This is a genomic window from Paenarthrobacter sp. NPDC091669 (genome assembly GCF_044756725.1).
Lineage (GTDB): Bacteria > Actinomycetota > Actinomycetes > Actinomycetales > Micrococcaceae > Arthrobacter > Arthrobacter bambusae_C.
On sequence record NZ_JBIVTK010000006.1, the window covers coordinates 1 to 16,697 of the forward strand.

The following is a 16,697-nucleotide window of genomic DNA, read 5'->3' on the forward strand; positions in this document are numbered from 1 at the left end:
GCGGCGGGCCGGGATCTCCTGCCCGGCCATTCCTGTCCGGGGGAGCACGTCGGGGGCGAGGGCGAGCCTGCGTTTGGCTTCGCCGATGCCGATCCGCAACCGTGCCCGCAAGAACTCCGCCGCGTTCCGGTACCCGTCATCCAGAACGCTGGCCTTGGCGGCCGAAGCCCAACGTGCTGATCCTGCTTCACCATCGGTACCCGGAACTGGCGTGGCGGTTCCTGTCCTGCTCAGGGATGCTGCACTCTGGGAAGTTGTTGCGGTGTCGCTTCCTGGCTCCGGCACGGGGTCTGTCCAGCCGGTCCGCCATTCCGGTGCTGCTGCCGAGGACCCCGGCCCGGCCTGAAGTGCTTCCGTCTGGGTCCGCTCCACAGCCTGCGCCGCGACAACCTGCAGGTACTCCACCGACCGGGCGATCTCCTCGACCTTGCCGGCAAAATCCGCAGCCTCATAAAACCCCAGCAGAGAAGTCTTGTTGGCAGCGGACAGGCGGGCAGTGTCCAGAAGTGCCGCGCTGTCGTCAAGAAGTGCCGCCAAGTCCCGCCGGGCAGCTGTCAGGTCCGGCCCGCCAGCTGTCAGGTCCGGCTCGGGCGCTGCCTTGGGATCAGGGCGCTGAGTGTCGAGGCGTTGGACTGGCTGAGCAGACTTGGGGCCGCGGCCGGTCTGGGGTTTCCGCTGTGGTTCAGAGGCTGGTCCTGTACCTTGGGCCGGAATGTCCGCCAAGGCCGGGGCGGGGCCCGTGAGCGATGAAGCCCGGGCGGACTTGACCTTACCGTTGAGCAGCCCGGCGCCGTGGAAGTGGCCGGTCCAGGTGATGGGCGTCGTAGAGTCCTTGAACCCGGCCCTGAGCAAGTCCGGCATGCTCAAGAAACGCCGTGACCGGAAAGCGGTCAGGGCAGCAACAGCAGGGGACGATTCCGCCCCGCGTGCTGTCCACTGCCCTGTTTCTTCCATAAAAACATCATGTCAGCGGGGTCTGACATTTTAGGGCGACCGGCTATCGGGTGATCTGCTCCCGCAAGATATCCGCGTGCCCGCAGTGCTGGGCGAGTTCGCGGAGCATGTGCAGGTACACCCAGCGGAGGGGGAGTGGGCCGCGGCGGTTCCCGAGTACGAGGTCGTCGAGGCCCAAGTGGGCGGCTGCCTGCCTGGATGCCTCGCATGCCTCCCGGTGAGCGGCTTGGATGCTGGCAACGGTGTCGTCATCGTCCAGGATGAACGACTCGTCCGGGGTGGCGGGGATGCCGATCTCGGCCCGGGTCCTGCGCGAGATCGCTTCGTCGAACCACACCTTTTCGACGAAGGCGGCGTGTTTCACCAGGCCCAGGAGCGTGGTGCGCGAGGCGACCAGCCGCCGTCGTGCTTGTTCTTCAGTGAGTCCATCGAGGCATTCGTTGAGGGCCTTGCGGTGCTCGTCCAGGAACGTATCGAACTGGATCCGGGCGTCCTGGTTGATGACGTCCTCCGCGAAGGTGTGCGGGAGGGCGCTCATCCGAAAACCACCGTGCCGTCGTCGTTAATTCCCCAGCCGGGGTTATGGGCGATCTCCCAGACGATGCCGTTCGGGTCCTTGACATGGCCGTGGAAGATGCCGCCGAACGCGCCTGCCTGCGCCGGCTTCAAAACCGTGGCGCCAGCCGCCGCCAAGGCATCGATGGTGCTGGTGACTTCCTCGGGACTGCCGACGTTGTGTGAGAGTGTCACGCCGCTGACTCCCGCCGTCGGAGCCGTGGCGCCGAGGTCCTGGTCGAACTTCTCGGCGTCGAACAGGCCGAGCATCAGCCCTGGCGCGATCTGGAAGAACAGGATCTCGTCGGGAACGTCCATGGCCGGATCCCAGCCGAGCCCGTCCTTATAGAAGGCGCGCGCGGCGTCGAGATCCTTGGTGGCGAAGGTGAGGAAGTGCAGTCGCTGGTCCATAGGGGAAGCCTAGCGGGAGGGTACGACGACGGCACGCGCCTGGGGCGGTTGGTGCACTAACGTTGGCGGAGCCCTGCAACGATTCGGGTGCCATTCGATGCCGACCATGTCCGTTGATCGCCGGAAGCGTCAACAATGAAGGCATGGCCAAACCAGCGCAGCCCAGGTCCCGCAGCACAGAGTCATGGATTCTGGCGTCGGCGCTTTTCCTCACGATGGGGGCTGCCGGGTGTAGCCCTTCCTTGGGTTCACTGCCGTGCATGCCTCCCGATTATCAAGTGACCCCTTCGTCGGCCGGGCCGGGTGACGTGGTCACGGTTTCGGCGCCGGAGGCGACATGCAATCCCCGCTATGGAGCCAACGCGCAGGTTCGTGTCGTCTTGACGGACGCTTCCGGAGAAGACGTCCTCAACACCACCGCTCCCATGTCTGATGCAGGCGGGTTCACGGTCATGGTTGATGTCCCATTGAGGTCGTCTCCGGGTCTCATGGCTGTGAAGGCCGAGCCCTTTGGCGTCGACTGGTGCGATGACACGGGCACGAACAACCGGGCGAACCAGGGTGAGGTCGAGCTTTCGAGGGCCTCCTGCGCGGAGCCGTCGAAGCCACTGACCATCACAAAGTAGCCAACTTGGCCAGTCCTGTTGAGCCGCGGTCCGAGCCGGTGGGAGGATGGAGCAGTGGAACCCCTCTTCGACTTCCTTGGCAGTTACTGGTGGCTCATTTTCCCTATCGGCGGCATGGCTGGTGGCTGGGCAAGGTCGTGGTCGAAAGCCAGCGAGGAACGGCACCGCCGCAAGGTGGAATTGCTGAAGTTGAAGAACCAGTTGGCGGTGCACGAGGAAGCCAACCAGGCCGAGGTAGTCTCGCTGATTGACGCACATGATTCGGTGAATCACCGATGGCTCGACTACGAGCTCGACGTCGGCAACCTCATTGATTTCCCCCTCATGACTGACGTGCGCGAGCCGCTCACCGTCGCGTTCCTTCGCGCCAAGAAAGAGGCCGACGGCTTACGGCCCGCCACTCCTGAGGAGATTTCGACGCCGGCCCGGCTGGCTGAGTACCGTGCAGCTGTCCACAGCTACGAACTCGCTTTCGATGTCGCCGAGCGGGAGGCCCGGCGCATCAAGGACGGCAACTTCAGTGGCCCCGAACGCCAACGACTTGCGACCGCAAGAAAGCTGCTGCGCATCGCGGAAGACACTGCAGCCACCCCCGCCGAACGCCAAACCGCGTACAAGCGTGCCCGCAAGGAACTTGACGGACTGATCGTCCTGCCGGAGGCGACGGTTGCCGCGCTCGAGAGCAAGATCATCAGCATGTTGGATTCCCGCAAGGACCCGGACCCGGACACGGACGTGCGGTTCGCTTGACGCCACGCAGAAGGCTCGCCGTCATTACAGGTGCCAGCCGCGGTCTGGGGAAGTCGTTGGTGGAGGAATTCTCCGACGCCGGTTGGGCGGTGGTCGCGGCCACCCGGGCACCCACCACGTGGGCCGACCGGCAGCAGGTCACCCCAGTCACCCACGATGTCCGGCACGAGCCATCCGAGGAGCTGCTCTCAGCCATTGGGGGAAGATCCGTTGACGTCCTCATCAATAATGCTGCACAGGGGGCTCAGCACGCCAAACTCGGCGACATAGCGGCGGAAGGCGTGCTCAACGCCGTCGACGTTAATGTCGCTGGACCCCTGCGCCTGGTGCAGGCTGTTTTGCCCCATCTGTTGACTGCGTCCGATCCCGTGATCATCAACATCACGTCCCGGCTGGGCTCGTTGTCGGCGCAGGCGCGGGGTGACTACTCGGAACTCTCCACGAGCTACGCCTATAAAATCTCCAAGGCTGCGCAGAACATGCTGACCATTTCCCTCGCTCAAGACCTCGCCGGCACGGTGCGGTGCTGGGCAGTTCACCCGGGCAAGCTGGCCACGGAGATGGGGCGGGCCGACGCCTTCAAGGATCCACAGGTCGCGGCCCGTGAGCTGAGGGAACTGGTTGATTCGGGCGACCGGACGTCGCCACGGTTCGTCTCGCTCGGCGCCGCCGACCTCGCCTGGTAGTGGCCAAAGTCCTGTACTTCCCTGAAGTGGAGCCGTGGCTTCCTGACCTTCTTTGAACCCGGATAGGGCGTAGTACAACCGAAATTGGGTGCATTGCGGCCTTTCGGAATCCAATGTGGGTGGTGACGGTACGCCGGATGGCACTCACCTAGCCCAGCTCCACGCCGATCACGGTCCGCACCATGTGTTCGCCGCCGGATCCGCCCCCATCATCTTCAAGGTGCCGCATCCCCAGCCGCTCAGCAACCCGGCGTGAAGCCGCATTGTCCGGGTGGATGATGGCCACGAGTAGACCGACACCCACCACGTCCCGGGCGAAATTCAGGCACGCCGACGCCGCTTCGGTGGCATACCCGCGTCCCTGAAGCTCACGGCGAACGTGGTAGCCGACCTCAAGTTCGGACCGCCCGTTGACCTGTTGCCAGGTCAGCCCGCAGTCGCCCACGAAGTCACCGGCGTTTGTTTCCACGATCCACAACCCGTACCCGTGGCGGGCGTAGTTCGCCTGGTTCCACTCGATCCAGGCAGCCGCTTCGTCGCGGGTTTTGGGAGCGGGGTAATAGGTCATCACCACAGGGTCACCGAGCATCGAGCTCATCACGTCCAGATCAGCGAATGTCATCTCGCGGAAGCGCAGCCGTGGCGTGGGGTGGGGGAGCATCCCAGAATCCTACCCGTCGTGGGGTTGCGCCTTTCGGAACACCAACGTCCCCCGTCACGCCGAAGGACGCACCTCCACCGGCGTCAGCATCTCCCGCTCAAACCCCACCACGCGGCGCGGCCCGTGCAGGATCACCTCATGCGTGTGGGCATCAGCGGTACTGGACGTCGAGACGTGCAGCTTCACCAAACCCGGCGTCACCACGCGCTGAAGGTCCAGCCCGGTGAACGAGGTCCGGTCGGCGTGAACCACAAAATCCACGACGGCGGACGCGCCGGCTTCCAGCTCGACGCGGGCGTAGCCGATCAGCTCGCGCACGGGACGTACCACTTCGCCCACCGGATCCTCCAGGTACAACTGAACAACTTCGGCGCCGCCACGGGAACCAGTGTTCGTGACGGTGCAGCAGACGGTGACCGAATCCGACGTCGACATGGTGGGCGCGCTGCATCGGTGCCCAGACAACTCGAACGTTGTGTAGGACAGGCCATGCCCGAAACCGAACAGCGGCGAGGGGTCCAGTGCGCTGACTCCGCTGGGGCCGGCGAGCTTGGAATGCAGGTAGGTGCCGGGCTGGCCACCGGGGAAACGTGGCACTGAGACGGGCAGCTTTCCGGACGGATTGACGATGCCGGTGAGCACGTCCCAGAGCGCCTCGGCTCCTTCTTCGCCCGGGAAGAATCCTTGGACGATCGCGTCGGCACGGCCAGCAAAATCGCCCAAGGCGTACGGGCGGCCGCTCAACACAACCACCACGGAACGAGTCCCGAAAGCAGCGCACTCGGTAAGAATGCGGTCCAGCATGAGGTGCTGGTCGCCAGGAAGGCGGAGGTCCGCGGCGTCGTTTCCTTCGCCCGAAGTGCCCCGGCCGAACAATCCGGCGTTGTCGCCCACCACCACCACGCACGTGTCCACGGAGGATGCCGCCTGGCAGGCTGCGGCGATCTGCTCCTCGGTGGCGGCCTCGCAGTTCCCGGTAATCGACGTGGCCACAGAGCCGAAGCGTCCAGAAGCAACGCCGGCAACGGAGGGAACCGAAATGCCCATCGGCACGTCCGGGTGTGAGGCTCCAACATGTGCGTCAAAGGAGTAGCAGCCCAGCATCGCGAAGGGGTCATCGGCCAAGGGGCCCACCACACCCAGCGAACCGACGTGACCGAGCGGGAGCGCCGGAGCGCGGTCGAACTCCCGGTTGCTCAGCAGCACCAGGGATTGAGCGGCCAGCTGCCGCGCCAGCGAACGGTTCGGAGCGGGATCGAGGTCGATCACGCCCGGTCCCGCAGGATCAGACAACGCAGCCGGGACAGGGGAGAAGTCCGGCGACAACAAGCCAACCTCCGCCTTCTGCGTCAGGACGCGGCGCAGGGCGTCGTCCACCACGGATTCGTCCAACGCGCCCTCGCGGATGCGACGCAGCAGCGGCTCGCCGAAGCAGTTCACGGTAGGCAGTTCAACGTCGACGCCGGCACTCAGGGCCAGCACGGCGGCGTCACCGGAATCTGCGGCCACGCCATGCGTGACGTCCAGGAACGCGACGCCGAAGTAGTCAGCCACCACGGTCCCTGTGAAACCCCATTCCTCACGAAGCAGCCCGGTCAGAAGGGCGCGGTTCGCGGCGGCCGGTACGCCGTCGACGTCGGTATAGGCGTGCATCACCGAACGGGGGCCGCCGTGGCGGATCGCCATTTCAAACGGCGGCAGCATGACGTCGGCGAGTTCTCGGGGGCCCATGGAGACGGGCGCGTGGTTGCGGCCGGCTTGGGAGGCTGAGTAGCCCACGAAGTGTTTGAGGGTGGCGACGATGCCGGCGGATTCCAGGCCTTGGACGTAGGCGGTTGCTACCGTGCCCACCAAATACGGGTCTTCGCCGATGGTCTCTTCCACGCGGCCCCAACGCAGGTCCCGCACCACGTCCAACACGGGAGCCAGGCCCTGGTGGACGCCCAGAGAGCGCATGCTCGCGCCGATCCGGACTGCCATTTCCTGCACCAGGGACGGGTTGAACGTGGCGCCCCAGGCCAGCGGAACGGGAAAGGCCGTGGCCTTCCACGCGGCCAGGCCGGCCAAGCATTCTTCATGAACCTGCGCGGGGATGCCGAAGCGGGAGGCGGCCATGATCTGCTCCTGCGCGGCAGCGAGGCGGCGCGCGCCGTCGGCCGGTTCAACGGGAACGGTGCCGTACATGCGCGTGATCTGACCCAGCCCGTCGGCGATGATCTGATCCCAGGGACGAGCGTCTCCCGCCATCTGGTTTTGCAGCGGAGCCACGGAATCGCCGTCGGTGGAGGCGTTGACCCACACTCCCACCAACTGCGCGAGCTTCTCCTCCAGGGTCATGTCGCGGATGAGGTGCTCTACGACGTCCGACGCCGGAACGCGGGCAAGTGATTGCTGATCGGCGGCGCCGGTGCTCACAGGCTTCTCCTTGGATTCTTCCGATGATTTTTAGAAACTATCAGAAATATGTATTTAGTTTCCATAGTCCAAAACCCTTGACTTGATGTGTGAAGGCTTCATAGCGTTGAGCACTGATGCGGGATGAGTGGGAACAAAGGCGACACTCACCCCGCAAGCTAATAAGAAACTTTCGGAAATGAATCCCAACGGAGTGACTCACATGCAGACGTACAGAGTGGCCCTTGTCGGCACCGGCGGCATCGCGGCAGTCCACGCATCCAACCTGGCCCGCACCGACAAGCGGGCGGAGCTGGTGGCAGCGTGCGATGTGGACGAGGCCCGCCTGCAGGCTTTCGCTGATGAACACGGCATCGCGGGCCGATACCAGAACCTCACCGAGCTCCTGGCAGAGTCGAAACCGGACATCGTGCACCTCTGCACGCCGCCCATGATGCACATCGACCAAGCTATTGAGTGCCTCGAAGCCGGCGTCCATGTCCTCTCCGAGAAGCCGCCGGCACTCAGCCTTGCCGACTTCGATCGTCTCAACGACGCACAAGCAAAGGGCGGGGCCCAATTCTCCTGCGTCTTCCAACACCGCTTCGGTGATGCCTCGGCCGCGGCCCGCGCGCTGATCGGCGGCAGCGACTTTGGCCGTCCGCTCGTAGCCCGCTGCGACACCCTCTGGTACCGGCCCGACGAGTACTTCGACCTGCCGTGGCGCGGCACCTGGAAGGCCGAGGGCGGCGGACCCACCATGGGCCACGGCATCCACCAGTTCGATCTTCTCCTCCACCTGCTGGGCCCGTGGGAAGAGGTCACCGCCATCGCATCACGGCAAGCCCGCGCCACGTCTACCGAAGACTTCTCCGCTGCCTTGGTCCGCTTCGAGAACGGCGCCGCCGCCACCGTCATCAACTCGCTGCTCTCGCCGCGGGAAACCTCGGACATCCGCGTCGACTGCGAATTCGCCACCATCGAACTCAGCCACCTCTACGGCTACGGCACCAAGGACTGGACCATCACCGCGGCGCCCGGACACGAAGATGCCGTTTCCGCTGCATGGAGCGCAAAGCCGTTGGAGCGGGGCAGCGGACACTCCGCCCAGTTCCTCGCGATGTATGACGCGCTCGACGCCGGTTTGCCGCTCCCAGCCGACGCGGACTCTGCGCGGCAAACCCTGGAGTTCGCTGCCGCTGTTTACGCCTCGGCCTTCACCGGCCAACCCGTGCGACGTGGCGAAATCGTTCCCGGCCACGCCTTCTACGAGGGCATGGACGGTGAAGGCCGCGGCACCCGCGTCCTCGCCTCCACAGCCCGCGCCTGAAACCCACACCCGAACCGGAGATCCCTCATGACCACCACAGCACAGACCACCACAGCCCAGACCACTCCAGCCCAGACCGACACCGTCAGCTACACAGACGACGGCAGTTCCCTGACTTTCACGGTCGGTGACCAGGACATCGCCACTTACACCTACCGCCCCACGGATGACCAGTACGAAAGCCCCCGCCCCTTCTTCCACCCCCTCACCACGTTGGAGGGGGATGACGTCACCATTGCCAGGCCATGGGATCACGTGTGGCACAAGGGTCTGTCGTGGGCGCTGCCGAATGTCGGCGAGCACAATTTCTGGGGCGGTGCCACCTACACCCGCGAGACCGGCTATTCGAACCTGGACAACAACGGAGCCATGAACCACGAGGCCTTCACCAGCATTGAAGTCGTCGGCATTGAGGGCGCCGGCGCGGGGATCACCGCAACCGAAACGCTCCTCTGGACTGCCCAGCCAGCTGAATCCCAGCCGTCCCAACAGGGGCAAGCCGGCGCACCCCTCATCAGAGAACAACGCCGTTTCGCCATCCAACTGCTCCCCACCGGAAACGCCTGGGCCCTCCTCTTCGAAACCACCATGGACAATGTCTCCGGCGCGGAGATCGGCATCGGCAGCCCCACCACCGAGGGCCGCGACAACGCAGGGTATGGTGGCTTGTTCTGGCGCGGACCCAGGTCCTTCACCGGCGGCCAGTTCCGATCCGACAAGGGGACCGGTGCCGACGAATTCATGGGCACCCGCTCACCGTGGATCGCTTTTACCGGCCAGCACGATGTCACCTGCCGGAAGTCCAGCATCCTGTTCGTCGAGGACCAGGCCAACCCTGGCGCGTCCAACCAGTGGTTCGCCCGCTCGTCCATGTTTGCCTGCCTCGGCTCGGCACCGTTCTTCAGCGAAGTAGTCCCGCTCAAGGAGGGCCAGCCGCTGACGTACCGCTACGCCGTCGTGATTGCTGACGGTGCGCTGGAAGAGCAAAAGGCCGCTGCGCTCGCCGACGCTGCCAAAGGTGCACTGGATGCCTGGGCCTGAGATGTGCACATCGTTCCCGGGGGCCACTGCGGTTTCCGAGGTCAGTATTTACGATTGGCCCGGACTGGATGGCGCGGCTGGGGGATCGCCGCATCTGCACACTGCGTCTACTGAGGCGTACGTGGTGCAGCAAGGCGTCGGGCGGCTGGAGACGCTGGATTCCCGAGGCTTCACCTCTACTGAACTGACGCCTGGGACAGTGGTCTGGTTTACGCCGGGCACGGTGCATCGCGCCATCAACGACTCCGGCGACCTCAGGGTGCTGGTGGTGATGCAGAACGCCGGGCTGCCCGAGAATGGCGACGCCGTGATGACCTTCCCGCCCGAGCATCTGGTGGACCACGGTACTTACGCACGCGCCGCCGCCCTGCCGTCAAAGAACGCCGACGGCGGTGACCCGGCTGCGGAAGCGGCCGCGCGCCGTCGTCGTGACCTGGCTTTGGAGGGCTATCTGGAGCTGAAAGCGGATGTCCAAAAATCCGGGCCCTCCGCGCTCGCCGACTTTCACGCTGCCGCCGCGCGATTGGTCAACGGGAAAACGGAGACGTGGCGTGGGTACCTCACCGACGGCGCAGAGCGGCAGGCCAGCCTGACCGGGCAGCAATTACTGTCTCTCGAGTCCATGGAAAGTTTCTACATGCAGGATGCGAGGACTACGATGGGCGAACGGAAAACCCGCAGGATCTATGGCATGTGCGGCCGGATCCAAGCGTGGGAACTTTCCGAAACTGTCATCGCCGGGGCGTGATTCCCGGCCGGGAAGGTGGGGACCATGGTAACCAAGCAGGACTCGGGACGGGCGACGATCAGCGAGATCGCCCGGGAGGCCGGCGTGTCCGTGCCCACGGTTTCCAAGGTCCTCAACGGCCATGCCCACGTCGCGGCAGCCACCCGCGCAAGGGTTGAAGAAATCATCGCCAAACGCGACTACGCCCGGCGCCCCGCCAAGCGCAGCAAGAAGGCCGGACTCATCGACCTCGTGTTCCCGGGCATGGGCTCCGAATGGGCGTGCGAGATCATCGAAGGCGTGGAGCGCGTGGCCCAGGAAGCCGGGTACGGAACCGTAGTCAGCAGCCTGTCGCTGGACGGGTCCAGGATCCGCCCGTGGCTGGCAAACCTTGCGGAGCGAAAGTCCGACGGCGTACTGCTCGCCGTGTACGAACTGGACTCGAAGCAGATCCAGCGCATCAAGTCGCTCGGCATTCCAGTGATCCTGATCGATCCCGTGGGGCAGCCGGGACCGGATCTCATGACCGTGGGTGCGGCCAACTGGGACGGAGCTTTCTCGGCCACCGAACACTTGCTGAAGCTTGGCCACACGAGGATCGGCATGATCGGCGGACGTGAGGATCTGCAGTGCAGCAGCGCCCGCGAAGACGGGTACCTGGCGGCGCTGCGTCGGGGCGGCGTGGACGTTGATCCGTCCTTGATGGTTCCCGGCGACTTCTCCACCGAATCCGGCGCCCGGGGGACCGAAGCGTTGCTTTCCCTGGCAGAGAAGCCCACCGCGATTTTCACCGGCAACGACGCCCAGGCTCTCGGCGCCTACCGTGCCGCGCGATCGGCCGGCCTCCGGATTCCAGAGGACCTCTCCATTATCGGTTTCGACGACATCCCCGCCGCGGAATGGATCGAGCCCGGCCTCACCACCATCCGCCAGCCTGTGGTCCAGATGGCTGAAACCGCCATGCGTGCGCTGCTTCGCCACCTTGAAGGTGACGAGGAGTTGCCGCAGCGGATCGAGTTGGGAACGGAACTGGTGGTGAGGGGCTCGACGGCGGCGCCGGCTGCTTAGCTCCGGCCCATGCTCGTCGACGGATCCGCGCCGCCTTCGGAGGGATCCGCGCGGAGGTCGTCGGGATCATTTTCCGGCAGTCCTGCCGGGCCGGAGACGTCGCCCTCGGCTTTCGGGATGTCTCCGTCCTCCCGCCGAGCGTTTCCGTCCTCCCGCCGAGCCCCGGCGTCGTCCCGCTGATCCCCGAAGTCCCGTCCGCCGTCGGGCGCTCCGTCCGCGCGATGGCGACCGGCTCCGGCGTTCTCGCCCGGCACGTCCGAGTCCATGGCGTTGGATCCTTCGCTGATGGACGAGTGGACCTGGATGTCGTCGTCCTTGTCGCCGGGCTCGGGGACGCGGCCGTTGGCTACGGGATCGGAGGTGCCGGCCAGATCTTCCATGGCGTTCTCGGCGGTCTTGCGGATGCTGTCTTCTACGCCCATCAGTTGACTCCTTTGCATGAAAGGCCTTGGTTGCCAGGCCGGGTTTGCATAGTAAGCCTACTTACTTCTTTGGTGATCCGAAAGCCTTGCCGGGGTTGACAAAAGAGCTACTCCCGGGTTGCGTAACCGCAGGTCAAGACCTTTCGAGCCGCACTTTGTACCGTTGATCGTTGGACGATAAGGTATTGCCAGACCGTTTTGCAGAGGGCGGCCCTTTTCGCTCCTTTGCTGTCTGCTGGGGACGCATTTCAGTCAGTAGGAACGTGCATGGTCAACCCCCGCCCTGAGCAGGAAGCTCTCCAGAATGGATACTTTTTGGATCTAGTCCTGGGCAGCGAAGATGTCGAAGCTTTTCTCGCCGATCTTGCGGCTTTCTCGGCCCAGAGTCTCTCGCACCCTGGCTCCACCGTCTTCTGCGGGATCACCGTTTTACGCCGTAAGAAGTCGGCCACCGCGGCCAGCAGTGACGACCGCGCCCTCGTGATGGACCAACTCCAAAACGACTTCGAGGGCCCCTGCCTTACGGCCATGGATAAGCTGACCGCTGTCCTGGTGCCGGACCTGCTGCGTGAACACCGCTGGCCGGAATATGTCGAAGCTGCATCACACCAAGGACTGCGCTCCATCCTCAGCGTCCCCCTCCTGGTGGAGGGCGATACGCGGGCGGCCCTGAATCTCTACTCGGAACACAGCAACGCGTTCAGCGAGTCGGACCTGGAACGTGCCGAAGTGTTCGCCCAGCACGCTTCCAAGTCGCTGCGACTCGCGTTGAAGATTGCCCAGCTGAGCGATGCCCGGAATGACCTCGCAGCGGCCATGGAGTCCCGGACCGTAATCGACCTCGCCGTTGGGGCGATCATGGCGCAAAACCACTGCAGCCAGGACGAGGCCTTCACCATCCTTCGTACCGCCTCCAGCAACCGCAACATCAAGCTGCGGCACCTGGCGAAGTCGATCATCGCGGCCGTCTCGTCAGGGAAGATCACCACGCACTTCGAGGAGTAGGGCTCTACCGCCGCAACGCCCCGTCCCACACCAGCTTCACGGCGTTGCGCACGCGCTCCCGGGTTTCGGCGGTGGAGGCGGCGTCGGAACCCGCGGGCCGCACCACGAACTGGTAGTAGTACAGCCCGTTGATGAGATCGATCATCGCCTCCACATCCACGTCCGGCGAGAGCTCGCCGGACGTGATGCCGTGGCGGATCTCCGCAGCGATGGGTTCACGCCGGCGCGACACATGCCGGTTCCAGGACAGCGCCCGGAGTTCATCGTTTTCCAAGCCCATGGCCACCCGCTTCTTCACCAGCGCGCCCACGCGCCCGTCGACGTCGATCGCTGCTTCTTCATACGAGGCGAGGATCGTCTCCAACGTGGTGTCCTTTCGACGGAAGCCGATGCTGGACCGGACGCTGTCCAAGGCCGCAGCGATCAGTTCTTCGCGGCTGCTCCATCGCCGGTACAGGGCGGCCCGGCTCACGCCTGAACGCTCCGTGATGGCCGAGATGGTCACTTCCCGGGTGTCCCGTTCGAGCAGCAGCTCCACTGTGGAGGACAGGACAGTGGACTCCAGGGCGGTGTCGCGCGGCCTGCCCGGCCGGCGATCCGCGACGGCAACGGTGTCAGGCATCGGCAATCACCAAACGTTCCCGCAGCTGCGCAATGGTGGCGTCCGACAACCCAGCACGCTGCACAGGCTCCAGCACACTTCCGTGCCGCTCGGTCAGCAGCGACTGCATCGCCTCCATGGACTCCACATGGGCGCCCATCATGGCTCCCATGCCCTTGATGGCTTCCTCGTCAAGAACCCGGTCAGGCATGAGACCACCCATGATCGCCCGCAGCCGGGGGAACAGCTGCGGCAGGCGGGTGGCCGTCACGGCGTAGTCGGCGGAGATGGTTTCCGGAGTAGCGCCCAAGGCTGACAGCACGACGGCGGCGAACACTCCCGTACGATCCTTGCCGGCCGCGCAGTGGAAGACGGTCGCGCCGTCGGCCATGGCTACCAGCGTCACGCCGAGGGCGAGCTGCCGGGCCTGGGTCTCGAGCAGGTTGGCGTACCAGGCGCCAACATGTGCAGGAGTTGTGGCAGCGGTCATCATCTCGTGGCTGATGTCCTCCGGCGATGAAACCGACGCCGTCAAGGCGAGGTGGTGGTAGCTCACACCCGGTACCGTCAACGGGCCCCGGCCGGTAAAGAGTGCCTCCTCCGGTGAGCGAAGATCGATCACCGACGTGACGCCGTCGTCGATCATTTGCTGGGCGAAAGCCGCCGGCATCACGGAGACATCATCGCTGCGCAGCAGCACGCCGGGACGGGTGGTGCCGCCGGAAACGGGCAGGCCGCCAAGGTCGCGCAGGTTGACGGGAGAGAGATCCAAAGTTTCCACAAGAGTGTCCTAGCTGAGCTTGGCGCGGATGAAGGCGCTGACCCGGTCGATGATGGTGACCAGCACGACGATGCTGATGATGATGGCGCAGAGGTGTCCGTAATCGTACATGCGCATTGCGGTAGTAAGCTCCAAGCCGATGCCGCCGGCGCCCACCAATCCGAGGATCGTGGCGCCGCGGACGTTGCCTTCGAAAAGGAGCAGCGTATAGCTGACCAGCAGCGGCGCGGCCTGGGGAAGGACGGCGTAGCTGATGATCTGGCGCTTGTTGGCGCCCACGGCGGTCAGGGCTTCCACGGGCCCGGGTTGCACGGATTCCATGGCTTCGGCGTAGACCTTGCCGATCGAACCCACTGAGCCCAGCACGATCGCGAGGATGCCGGCGAACGGGCCCAATCCAACAGCCGAGACGAACATCAGCGCGAAAATGAGCTCCGGGACGGATCGCAGGACGTTCAGCACAGCCCGGCAGGAGGTGTAGACCCAACGCGGGGCGATGTTGCTGGCCGCGCCGAAGCTCAACAGCAGCGACGCCAAGGCGCCGAGGACGGTGCCCACCAAAGCCATCTGCAAGGTCTCGACGAGCAGCTTGACGATGATGCCGAACTTGTCGAACGTCGGCGGGAAGAGGCGGCCCAGGAAGTTGCCCATGTTGGGGATGCCGCTGAGCAGTTTGTCGGGATTGAACCCGGCGCCCATTCCTGCCCAGACCAGCACGACGGCGACGATCACCCAGAGCGCGGCGCCGCGTGGCGTGGGCAGGCCGAAGGGGCGGGACAGCCGGAGACGGTCGGCTTCCGGGAGGCTGGTGTTGATGGTTTTGTCTGCGGGGGCTTCAGTTTTCGAGGAGCTCAGTGTCTGTTCCATAAATCTGGTGCACCTCCTTTTCGGTGATGGTGGTGGCGGGGCCGGCGAAGACGAGTTCCCCGGAGTGCAGCCCCAGGACGCGGTCGGCATAGCGGCGGGCAAGACCCACGACGTGCAGGCTGACGATCACGGGGATCTGTTCTTCCCGGGCGATGTCGCGGAGCAGCCCAAGGATGTTGCCGGCCAGCCGCGGGTCCAGCGAAGCGACGGGTTCATCGGCCAGGATCAGGCGTGGTTGCTGCATCAAGGCGCGGGCAATCGCGACGCGCTGTTGCTCACCGCCGCTCAGGCTCCGGCACGGCTGCTTGGCCTTATGCGCCAGGCCGACGCGGTCCAGCAGTTCCAGCGCCATGGTCCGCTGCGCCCTGCTGAAAGTGCCCAGCATGTTCAACGGCCCGGCCGAGTGGAGCCCGCCGGTCAGCACGTTGGTGAGGGCGGTCAGCCGCGGCACCAGATTGAAGTGCTGGAAGACATATCCGACGTCGGATCGCAGCTCCCGCAGGCCGGTCGGGTTCTGTTGGGCTACTGAGCGGCCGGCGACTTCCAGTGCGTCAGCAGTGAAGGGAGCGATCCCGGTGAGGGTCTTCATGAGCGTGGACTTGCCCGAGCCGGAGTGGCCCAGCAGCGCCACGACTTCGCCGGGGTAGACGTCCAGGTCGATCCCGGCCAGGGCAACTTGCTCCCCGTACTGGACCCGCAAGCGACGCGCGCGGACGGTGGGCGTCCCGGCAGGGGTGAGCGCCGCCGTCGTGCTTTCCGTTGGTGACAAGAGGCTCATCGGAGGTCCTGGAGGTCTACGCCGATGGACTCGGCTACGTCCACCAGCGGTGCGTACGTGCTGAATTCCGGGTCGGCCGTGGGCTCACCGGTGATACCGAAGGTCTTGGACACCTTCTCGTTGCCGGTCATGAGGACGGGGAGCTTGGCTTTAAGGGCTTCGCGGGCTTCGTTATCCAGGCCTTTGCGGACCACGATGGAGATGCCGACGGGGATGGGGTCCGACTTGGCGATGATGCCGATCTCGTCTTCCTTGATGACACCCTTCTGCACGAACGTGGGGTACAGCTGGCGGGCGGTGCAGGCGACGTCTACGTTGCCGTTGGCGAGGGCCAGGATGGCGGAGTCGTGGGAGCCGGCGAAGGTGCTCTTGTAGTCGGTGCCGTCCGTGAGGCCCGCCTTGGCCAGGAGTGACTTGGGCATGAAGTAGCCAGTGGTGGAGCCGGGGTCGATGAAGGCAACCTGCTTGCCCTTCACGTCTGCCGCGGACTGGATGCCGCTGTTCTTCCTGGCCAGGCAGAAGCTGGCCGGTTCGGTGCTGGCGGGCCATACCAGCAGCGGGTCCACGCTGTCGGTCTTGTAGGCGAGGGCCGCGGAGAACTGGCTGAGGACCGCGATGTCCACGGATCCGTTGCGGACGGCTTCGACGACGCCCAAGTAGTCGGCCGGCTGGAGGTTGGTCACGGTGCGGCCCGAGGCGTCGCCCACCATGGTGGCGAGGTCGGCCATGATGGCCTGCTCGTCGGGATCGTCGGTCCCTGGGGGAGTGGCGAAGACGAGCTCGGTGCTGCTTTTGTTGTCGGCGCCTGCAGCGTTGGCGTCGCCGGAACAGCCAGCGAGTGCGCCGATGGCCAGGAGGCCGATGAACGAAGTTGCGATGATGCCTGCACGAGCGTGCATGGTGGTGCCTTCCGTCATGTGTTGGGGGTGACGGAATTACGAAACCAGCAGTATCTGAATCGGAATTACGAGACTGCCGTACTTGAAATGGCGGGGAGGTTAACTGTTTGCGCTCGCCTCTCATCCCTGGGGTAAGTCCGC

18 protein-coding genes and 1 pseudogene are annotated in these 16,697 nt (G+C 65.0%); 8 read left to right on the forward strand and 11 right to left on the reverse strand.

All coding sequences use genetic code 11. The annotated features are described in order from the left end of the window. The 3 genes and pseudogenes from ACIQLI_RS11245 to ACIQLI_RS11255 form a co-directional block, all read right to left on the reverse strand. Nucleotides 1-954, reverse strand: a pseudogene (locus ACIQLI_RS11245) (hypothetical protein); the annotation flags it as partial. Nucleotides 955-997: 43 nt separating this feature from the next. After that, a complete protein-coding gene (locus tag ACIQLI_RS11250) occupies nucleotides 998-1,492 on the reverse strand; it encodes a DinB family protein (protein WP_400388204.1) in 495 nt (164 codons plus the stop codon). Next, nucleotides 1,489-1,920 (reverse strand): VOC family protein, encoded by a 432-nt coding sequence (locus tag ACIQLI_RS11255; protein ID WP_400388206.1) that lies wholly within the window; start codon nucleotides 1,918-1,920, stop codon nucleotides 1,489-1,491. Before ACIQLI_RS11255 ends, ACIQLI_RS11250 begins: the two co-directional genes overlap by 4 nt. Before the next feature lie 260 nt (nucleotides 1,921-2,180). On the opposite strand from ACIQLI_RS11255, the gene ACIQLI_RS11260 reads away from it, so the two are divergent. From ACIQLI_RS11260 to ACIQLI_RS11270, 3 genes are read left to right on the forward strand one after another with little or no spacing between them, the layout of a single operon-like run. Continuing rightward, nucleotides 2,181-2,546 carry a hypothetical protein gene (locus ACIQLI_RS11260; RefSeq protein WP_400388209.1) on the forward strand — a complete coding sequence of 122 codons (366 nt, stop codon included), beginning with the start codon at nucleotides 2,181-2,183 and terminating at the stop codon, nucleotides 2,544-2,546. Between the two features lie 54 nt (nucleotides 2,547-2,600). Next, nucleotides 2,601-3,296 (forward strand): hypothetical protein, encoded by a 696-nt coding sequence (locus ACIQLI_RS11265; protein WP_089594021.1) that lies wholly within the window; start codon nucleotides 2,601-2,603, stop codon nucleotides 3,294-3,296. After that, a complete protein-coding gene (locus ACIQLI_RS11270; protein ID WP_400388212.1) occupies nucleotides 3,293-3,982 on the forward strand; it encodes an SDR family NAD(P)-dependent oxidoreductase in 690 nt (229 codons plus the stop codon). The genes ACIQLI_RS11265 and ACIQLI_RS11270 overlap by 4 nt, the downstream gene beginning before the upstream one ends. A 148-nt stretch (nucleotides 3,983-4,130) precedes the next feature. Here ACIQLI_RS11270 and ACIQLI_RS11275 read toward each other — a convergent pair whose 3' ends face one another. Both ACIQLI_RS11275 and ACIQLI_RS11280 read right to left on the reverse strand, forming a co-directional pair. Further along, nucleotides 4,131-4,643: a GNAT family N-acetyltransferase gene (locus tag ACIQLI_RS11275; RefSeq protein WP_400388215.1), complete on the reverse strand. Its 513-nt coding sequence runs from the start codon at nucleotides 4,641-4,643 to the stop codon at nucleotides 4,131-4,133. 54 nt (nucleotides 4,644-4,697) lie between these two features. After that, the gene (locus ACIQLI_RS11280; protein ID WP_400388218.1) at nucleotides 4,698-7,058 is read right to left on the reverse strand and encodes a glycoside hydrolase family 3 N-terminal domain-containing protein; all 2,361 of its coding nucleotides are present in this window, start codon (nucleotides 7,056-7,058) and stop codon (nucleotides 4,698-4,700) included. Nucleotides 7,059-7,260: 202 nt separating this feature from the next. On the opposite strand from ACIQLI_RS11280, the gene ACIQLI_RS11285 reads away from it, so the two are divergent. The 4 genes from ACIQLI_RS11285 to ACIQLI_RS11300 are packed head-to-tail and all read left to right on the forward strand — an operon-like array spanning nucleotide 7,261 to nucleotide 11,203. Beyond that, a complete protein-coding gene (locus tag ACIQLI_RS11285) occupies nucleotides 7,261-8,367 on the forward strand; it encodes a Gfo/Idh/MocA family protein (RefSeq protein WP_400388221.1) in 1,107 nt (368 codons plus the stop codon). A gap of 27 nt (nucleotides 8,368-8,394) precedes the next feature. Then, nucleotides 8,395-9,408, forward strand: a complete 1,014-nt coding sequence (locus ACIQLI_RS11290) for a PmoA family protein (RefSeq protein ID WP_400388223.1) — start codon at nucleotides 8,395-8,397, stop codon at nucleotides 9,406-9,408. Further along, nucleotides 9,395-10,156: a cupin domain-containing protein gene (locus ACIQLI_RS11295; RefSeq protein WP_400388226.1), complete on the forward strand. Its 762-nt coding sequence runs from the start codon at nucleotides 9,395-9,397 to the stop codon at nucleotides 10,154-10,156. The genes ACIQLI_RS11290 and ACIQLI_RS11295 overlap by 14 nt, the downstream gene beginning before the upstream one ends. A 24-nt stretch (nucleotides 10,157-10,180) precedes the next feature. Next, the gene (locus ACIQLI_RS11300) at nucleotides 10,181-11,203 is read left to right on the forward strand and encodes a LacI family DNA-binding transcriptional regulator (protein ID WP_354230775.1); all 1,023 of its coding nucleotides are present in this window, start codon (nucleotides 10,181-10,183) and stop codon (nucleotides 11,201-11,203) included. Here the strand turns inward: ACIQLI_RS11300 and ACIQLI_RS11305 are convergent. Then, the gene (locus ACIQLI_RS11305) at nucleotides 11,200-11,625 is read right to left on the reverse strand and encodes a hypothetical protein (RefSeq protein WP_400388230.1); all 426 of its coding nucleotides are present in this window, start codon (nucleotides 11,623-11,625) and stop codon (nucleotides 11,200-11,202) included. The two genes, ACIQLI_RS11300 and ACIQLI_RS11305, sit on opposite strands and share 4 nt — an antisense overlap. A 267-nt stretch (nucleotides 11,626-11,892) precedes the next feature. Between ACIQLI_RS11305 and ACIQLI_RS11310 the strand changes: the two genes are divergently transcribed. Continuing rightward, complete coding sequence (locus ACIQLI_RS11310; protein ID WP_400388233.1) at nucleotides 11,893-12,630, forward strand: ANTAR domain-containing protein; 738 nt, start codon at nucleotides 11,893-11,895, stop codon at nucleotides 12,628-12,630. Nucleotides 12,631-12,634: 4 nt separating this feature from the next. Here the strand turns inward: ACIQLI_RS11310 and ACIQLI_RS11315 are convergent, their stop codons facing one another. The 5 genes from ACIQLI_RS11315 to phnD are packed head-to-tail and all read right to left on the reverse strand — an operon-like array spanning nucleotide 12,635 to nucleotide 16,556. Further along, complete coding sequence (locus tag ACIQLI_RS11315; protein WP_400388236.1) at nucleotides 12,635-13,252, reverse strand: TetR/AcrR family transcriptional regulator; 618 nt, start codon at nucleotides 13,250-13,252, stop codon at nucleotides 12,635-12,637. Then, on the reverse strand, nucleotides 13,245-14,012 hold the full coding sequence (locus ACIQLI_RS11320) for a tyrosine-protein phosphatase (RefSeq protein WP_400388239.1): 768 nt from the start codon (nucleotides 14,010-14,012) through the stop codon (nucleotides 13,245-13,247). The genes ACIQLI_RS11315 and ACIQLI_RS11320 overlap by 8 nt, the downstream gene beginning before the upstream one ends. A gap of 9 nt (nucleotides 14,013-14,021) precedes the next feature. After that, the gene (gene phnE, locus ACIQLI_RS11325; RefSeq protein ID WP_354230765.1) at nucleotides 14,022-14,879 is read right to left on the reverse strand and encodes a phosphonate ABC transporter, permease protein PhnE; all 858 of its coding nucleotides are present in this window, start codon (nucleotides 14,877-14,879) and stop codon (nucleotides 14,022-14,024) included. Then, entirely contained in the window at nucleotides 14,848-15,657 is an 810-nt protein-coding gene (phnC, locus tag ACIQLI_RS11330) for a phosphonate ABC transporter ATP-binding protein (protein ID WP_400388242.1), read from the reverse strand. Before phnC ends, phnE begins: the two co-directional genes overlap by 32 nt. Continuing rightward, on the reverse strand, nucleotides 15,654-16,556 hold the full coding sequence (phnD, locus tag ACIQLI_RS11335) for a phosphate/phosphite/phosphonate ABC transporter substrate-binding protein (RefSeq protein WP_400388245.1): 903 nt from the start codon (nucleotides 16,554-16,556) through the stop codon (nucleotides 15,654-15,656). The genes phnC and phnD overlap by 4 nt, the downstream gene beginning before the upstream one ends. Nucleotides 16,557-16,697 lie beyond the last annotated feature (141 nt).

What these genes read in the sequence shown, in the direction of transcription:
- ACIQLI_RS11250 (WP_400388204.1), bottom strand. Translation starts at nt 1,492, where the DNA reads ATGAGCGCCCTCCCGCACACCTTCGCGGAGGACGTCATCAACCAGGAC.
- ACIQLI_RS11255 (WP_400388206.1), bottom strand. Translation starts at nt 1,920, where the DNA reads ATGGACCAGCGACTGCACTTCCTCACCTTCGCCACCAAGGATCTCGAC.
- ACIQLI_RS11260 (WP_400388209.1), top strand. Translation starts at nt 2,181, where the DNA reads ATGCCTCCCGATTATCAAGTGACCCCTTCGTCGGCCGGGCCGGGTGAC.
- ACIQLI_RS11275 (WP_400388215.1), bottom strand. Translation starts at nt 4,643, where the DNA reads ATGCTCCCCCACCCCACGCCACGGCTGCGCTTCCGCGAGATGACATTC.
- ACIQLI_RS11285 (WP_400388221.1), top strand. Translation starts at nt 7,261, where the DNA reads ATGCAGACGTACAGAGTGGCCCTTGTCGGCACCGGCGGCATCGCGGCA.
- ACIQLI_RS11290 (WP_400388223.1), top strand. Translation starts at nt 8,395, where the DNA reads ATGACCACCACAGCACAGACCACCACAGCCCAGACCACTCCAGCCCAG.
- ACIQLI_RS11295 (WP_400388226.1), top strand. Translation starts at nt 9,395, where the DNA reads ATGCCTGGGCCTGAGATGTGCACATCGTTCCCGGGGGCCACTGCGGTT.
- ACIQLI_RS11300 (WP_354230775.1), top strand. Translation starts at nt 10,181, where the DNA reads ATGGTAACCAAGCAGGACTCGGGACGGGCGACGATCAGCGAGATCGCC.
- ACIQLI_RS11305 (WP_400388230.1), bottom strand. Translation starts at nt 11,625, where the DNA reads ATGGGCGTAGAAGACAGCATCCGCAAGACCGCCGAGAACGCCATGGAA.
- ACIQLI_RS11310 (WP_400388233.1), top strand. Translation starts at nt 11,893, where the DNA reads ATGGTCAACCCCCGCCCTGAGCAGGAAGCTCTCCAGAATGGATACTTT.
- ACIQLI_RS11315 (WP_400388236.1), bottom strand. Translation starts at nt 13,252, where the DNA reads ATGCCTGACACCGTTGCCGTCGCGGATCGCCGGCCGGGCAGGCCGCGC.
- phnE (WP_354230765.1), bottom strand. Translation starts at nt 14,879, where the DNA reads ATGGAACAGACACTGAGCTCCTCGAAAACTGAAGCCCCCGCAGACAAA.
- phnC (WP_400388242.1), bottom strand. Translation starts at nt 15,657, where the DNA reads ATGAGCCTCTTGTCACCAACGGAAAGCACGACGGCGGCGCTCACCCCT.
- phnD (WP_400388245.1), bottom strand. Translation starts at nt 16,556, where the DNA reads ATGCACGCTCGTGCAGGCATCATCGCAACTTCGTTCATCGGCCTCCTG.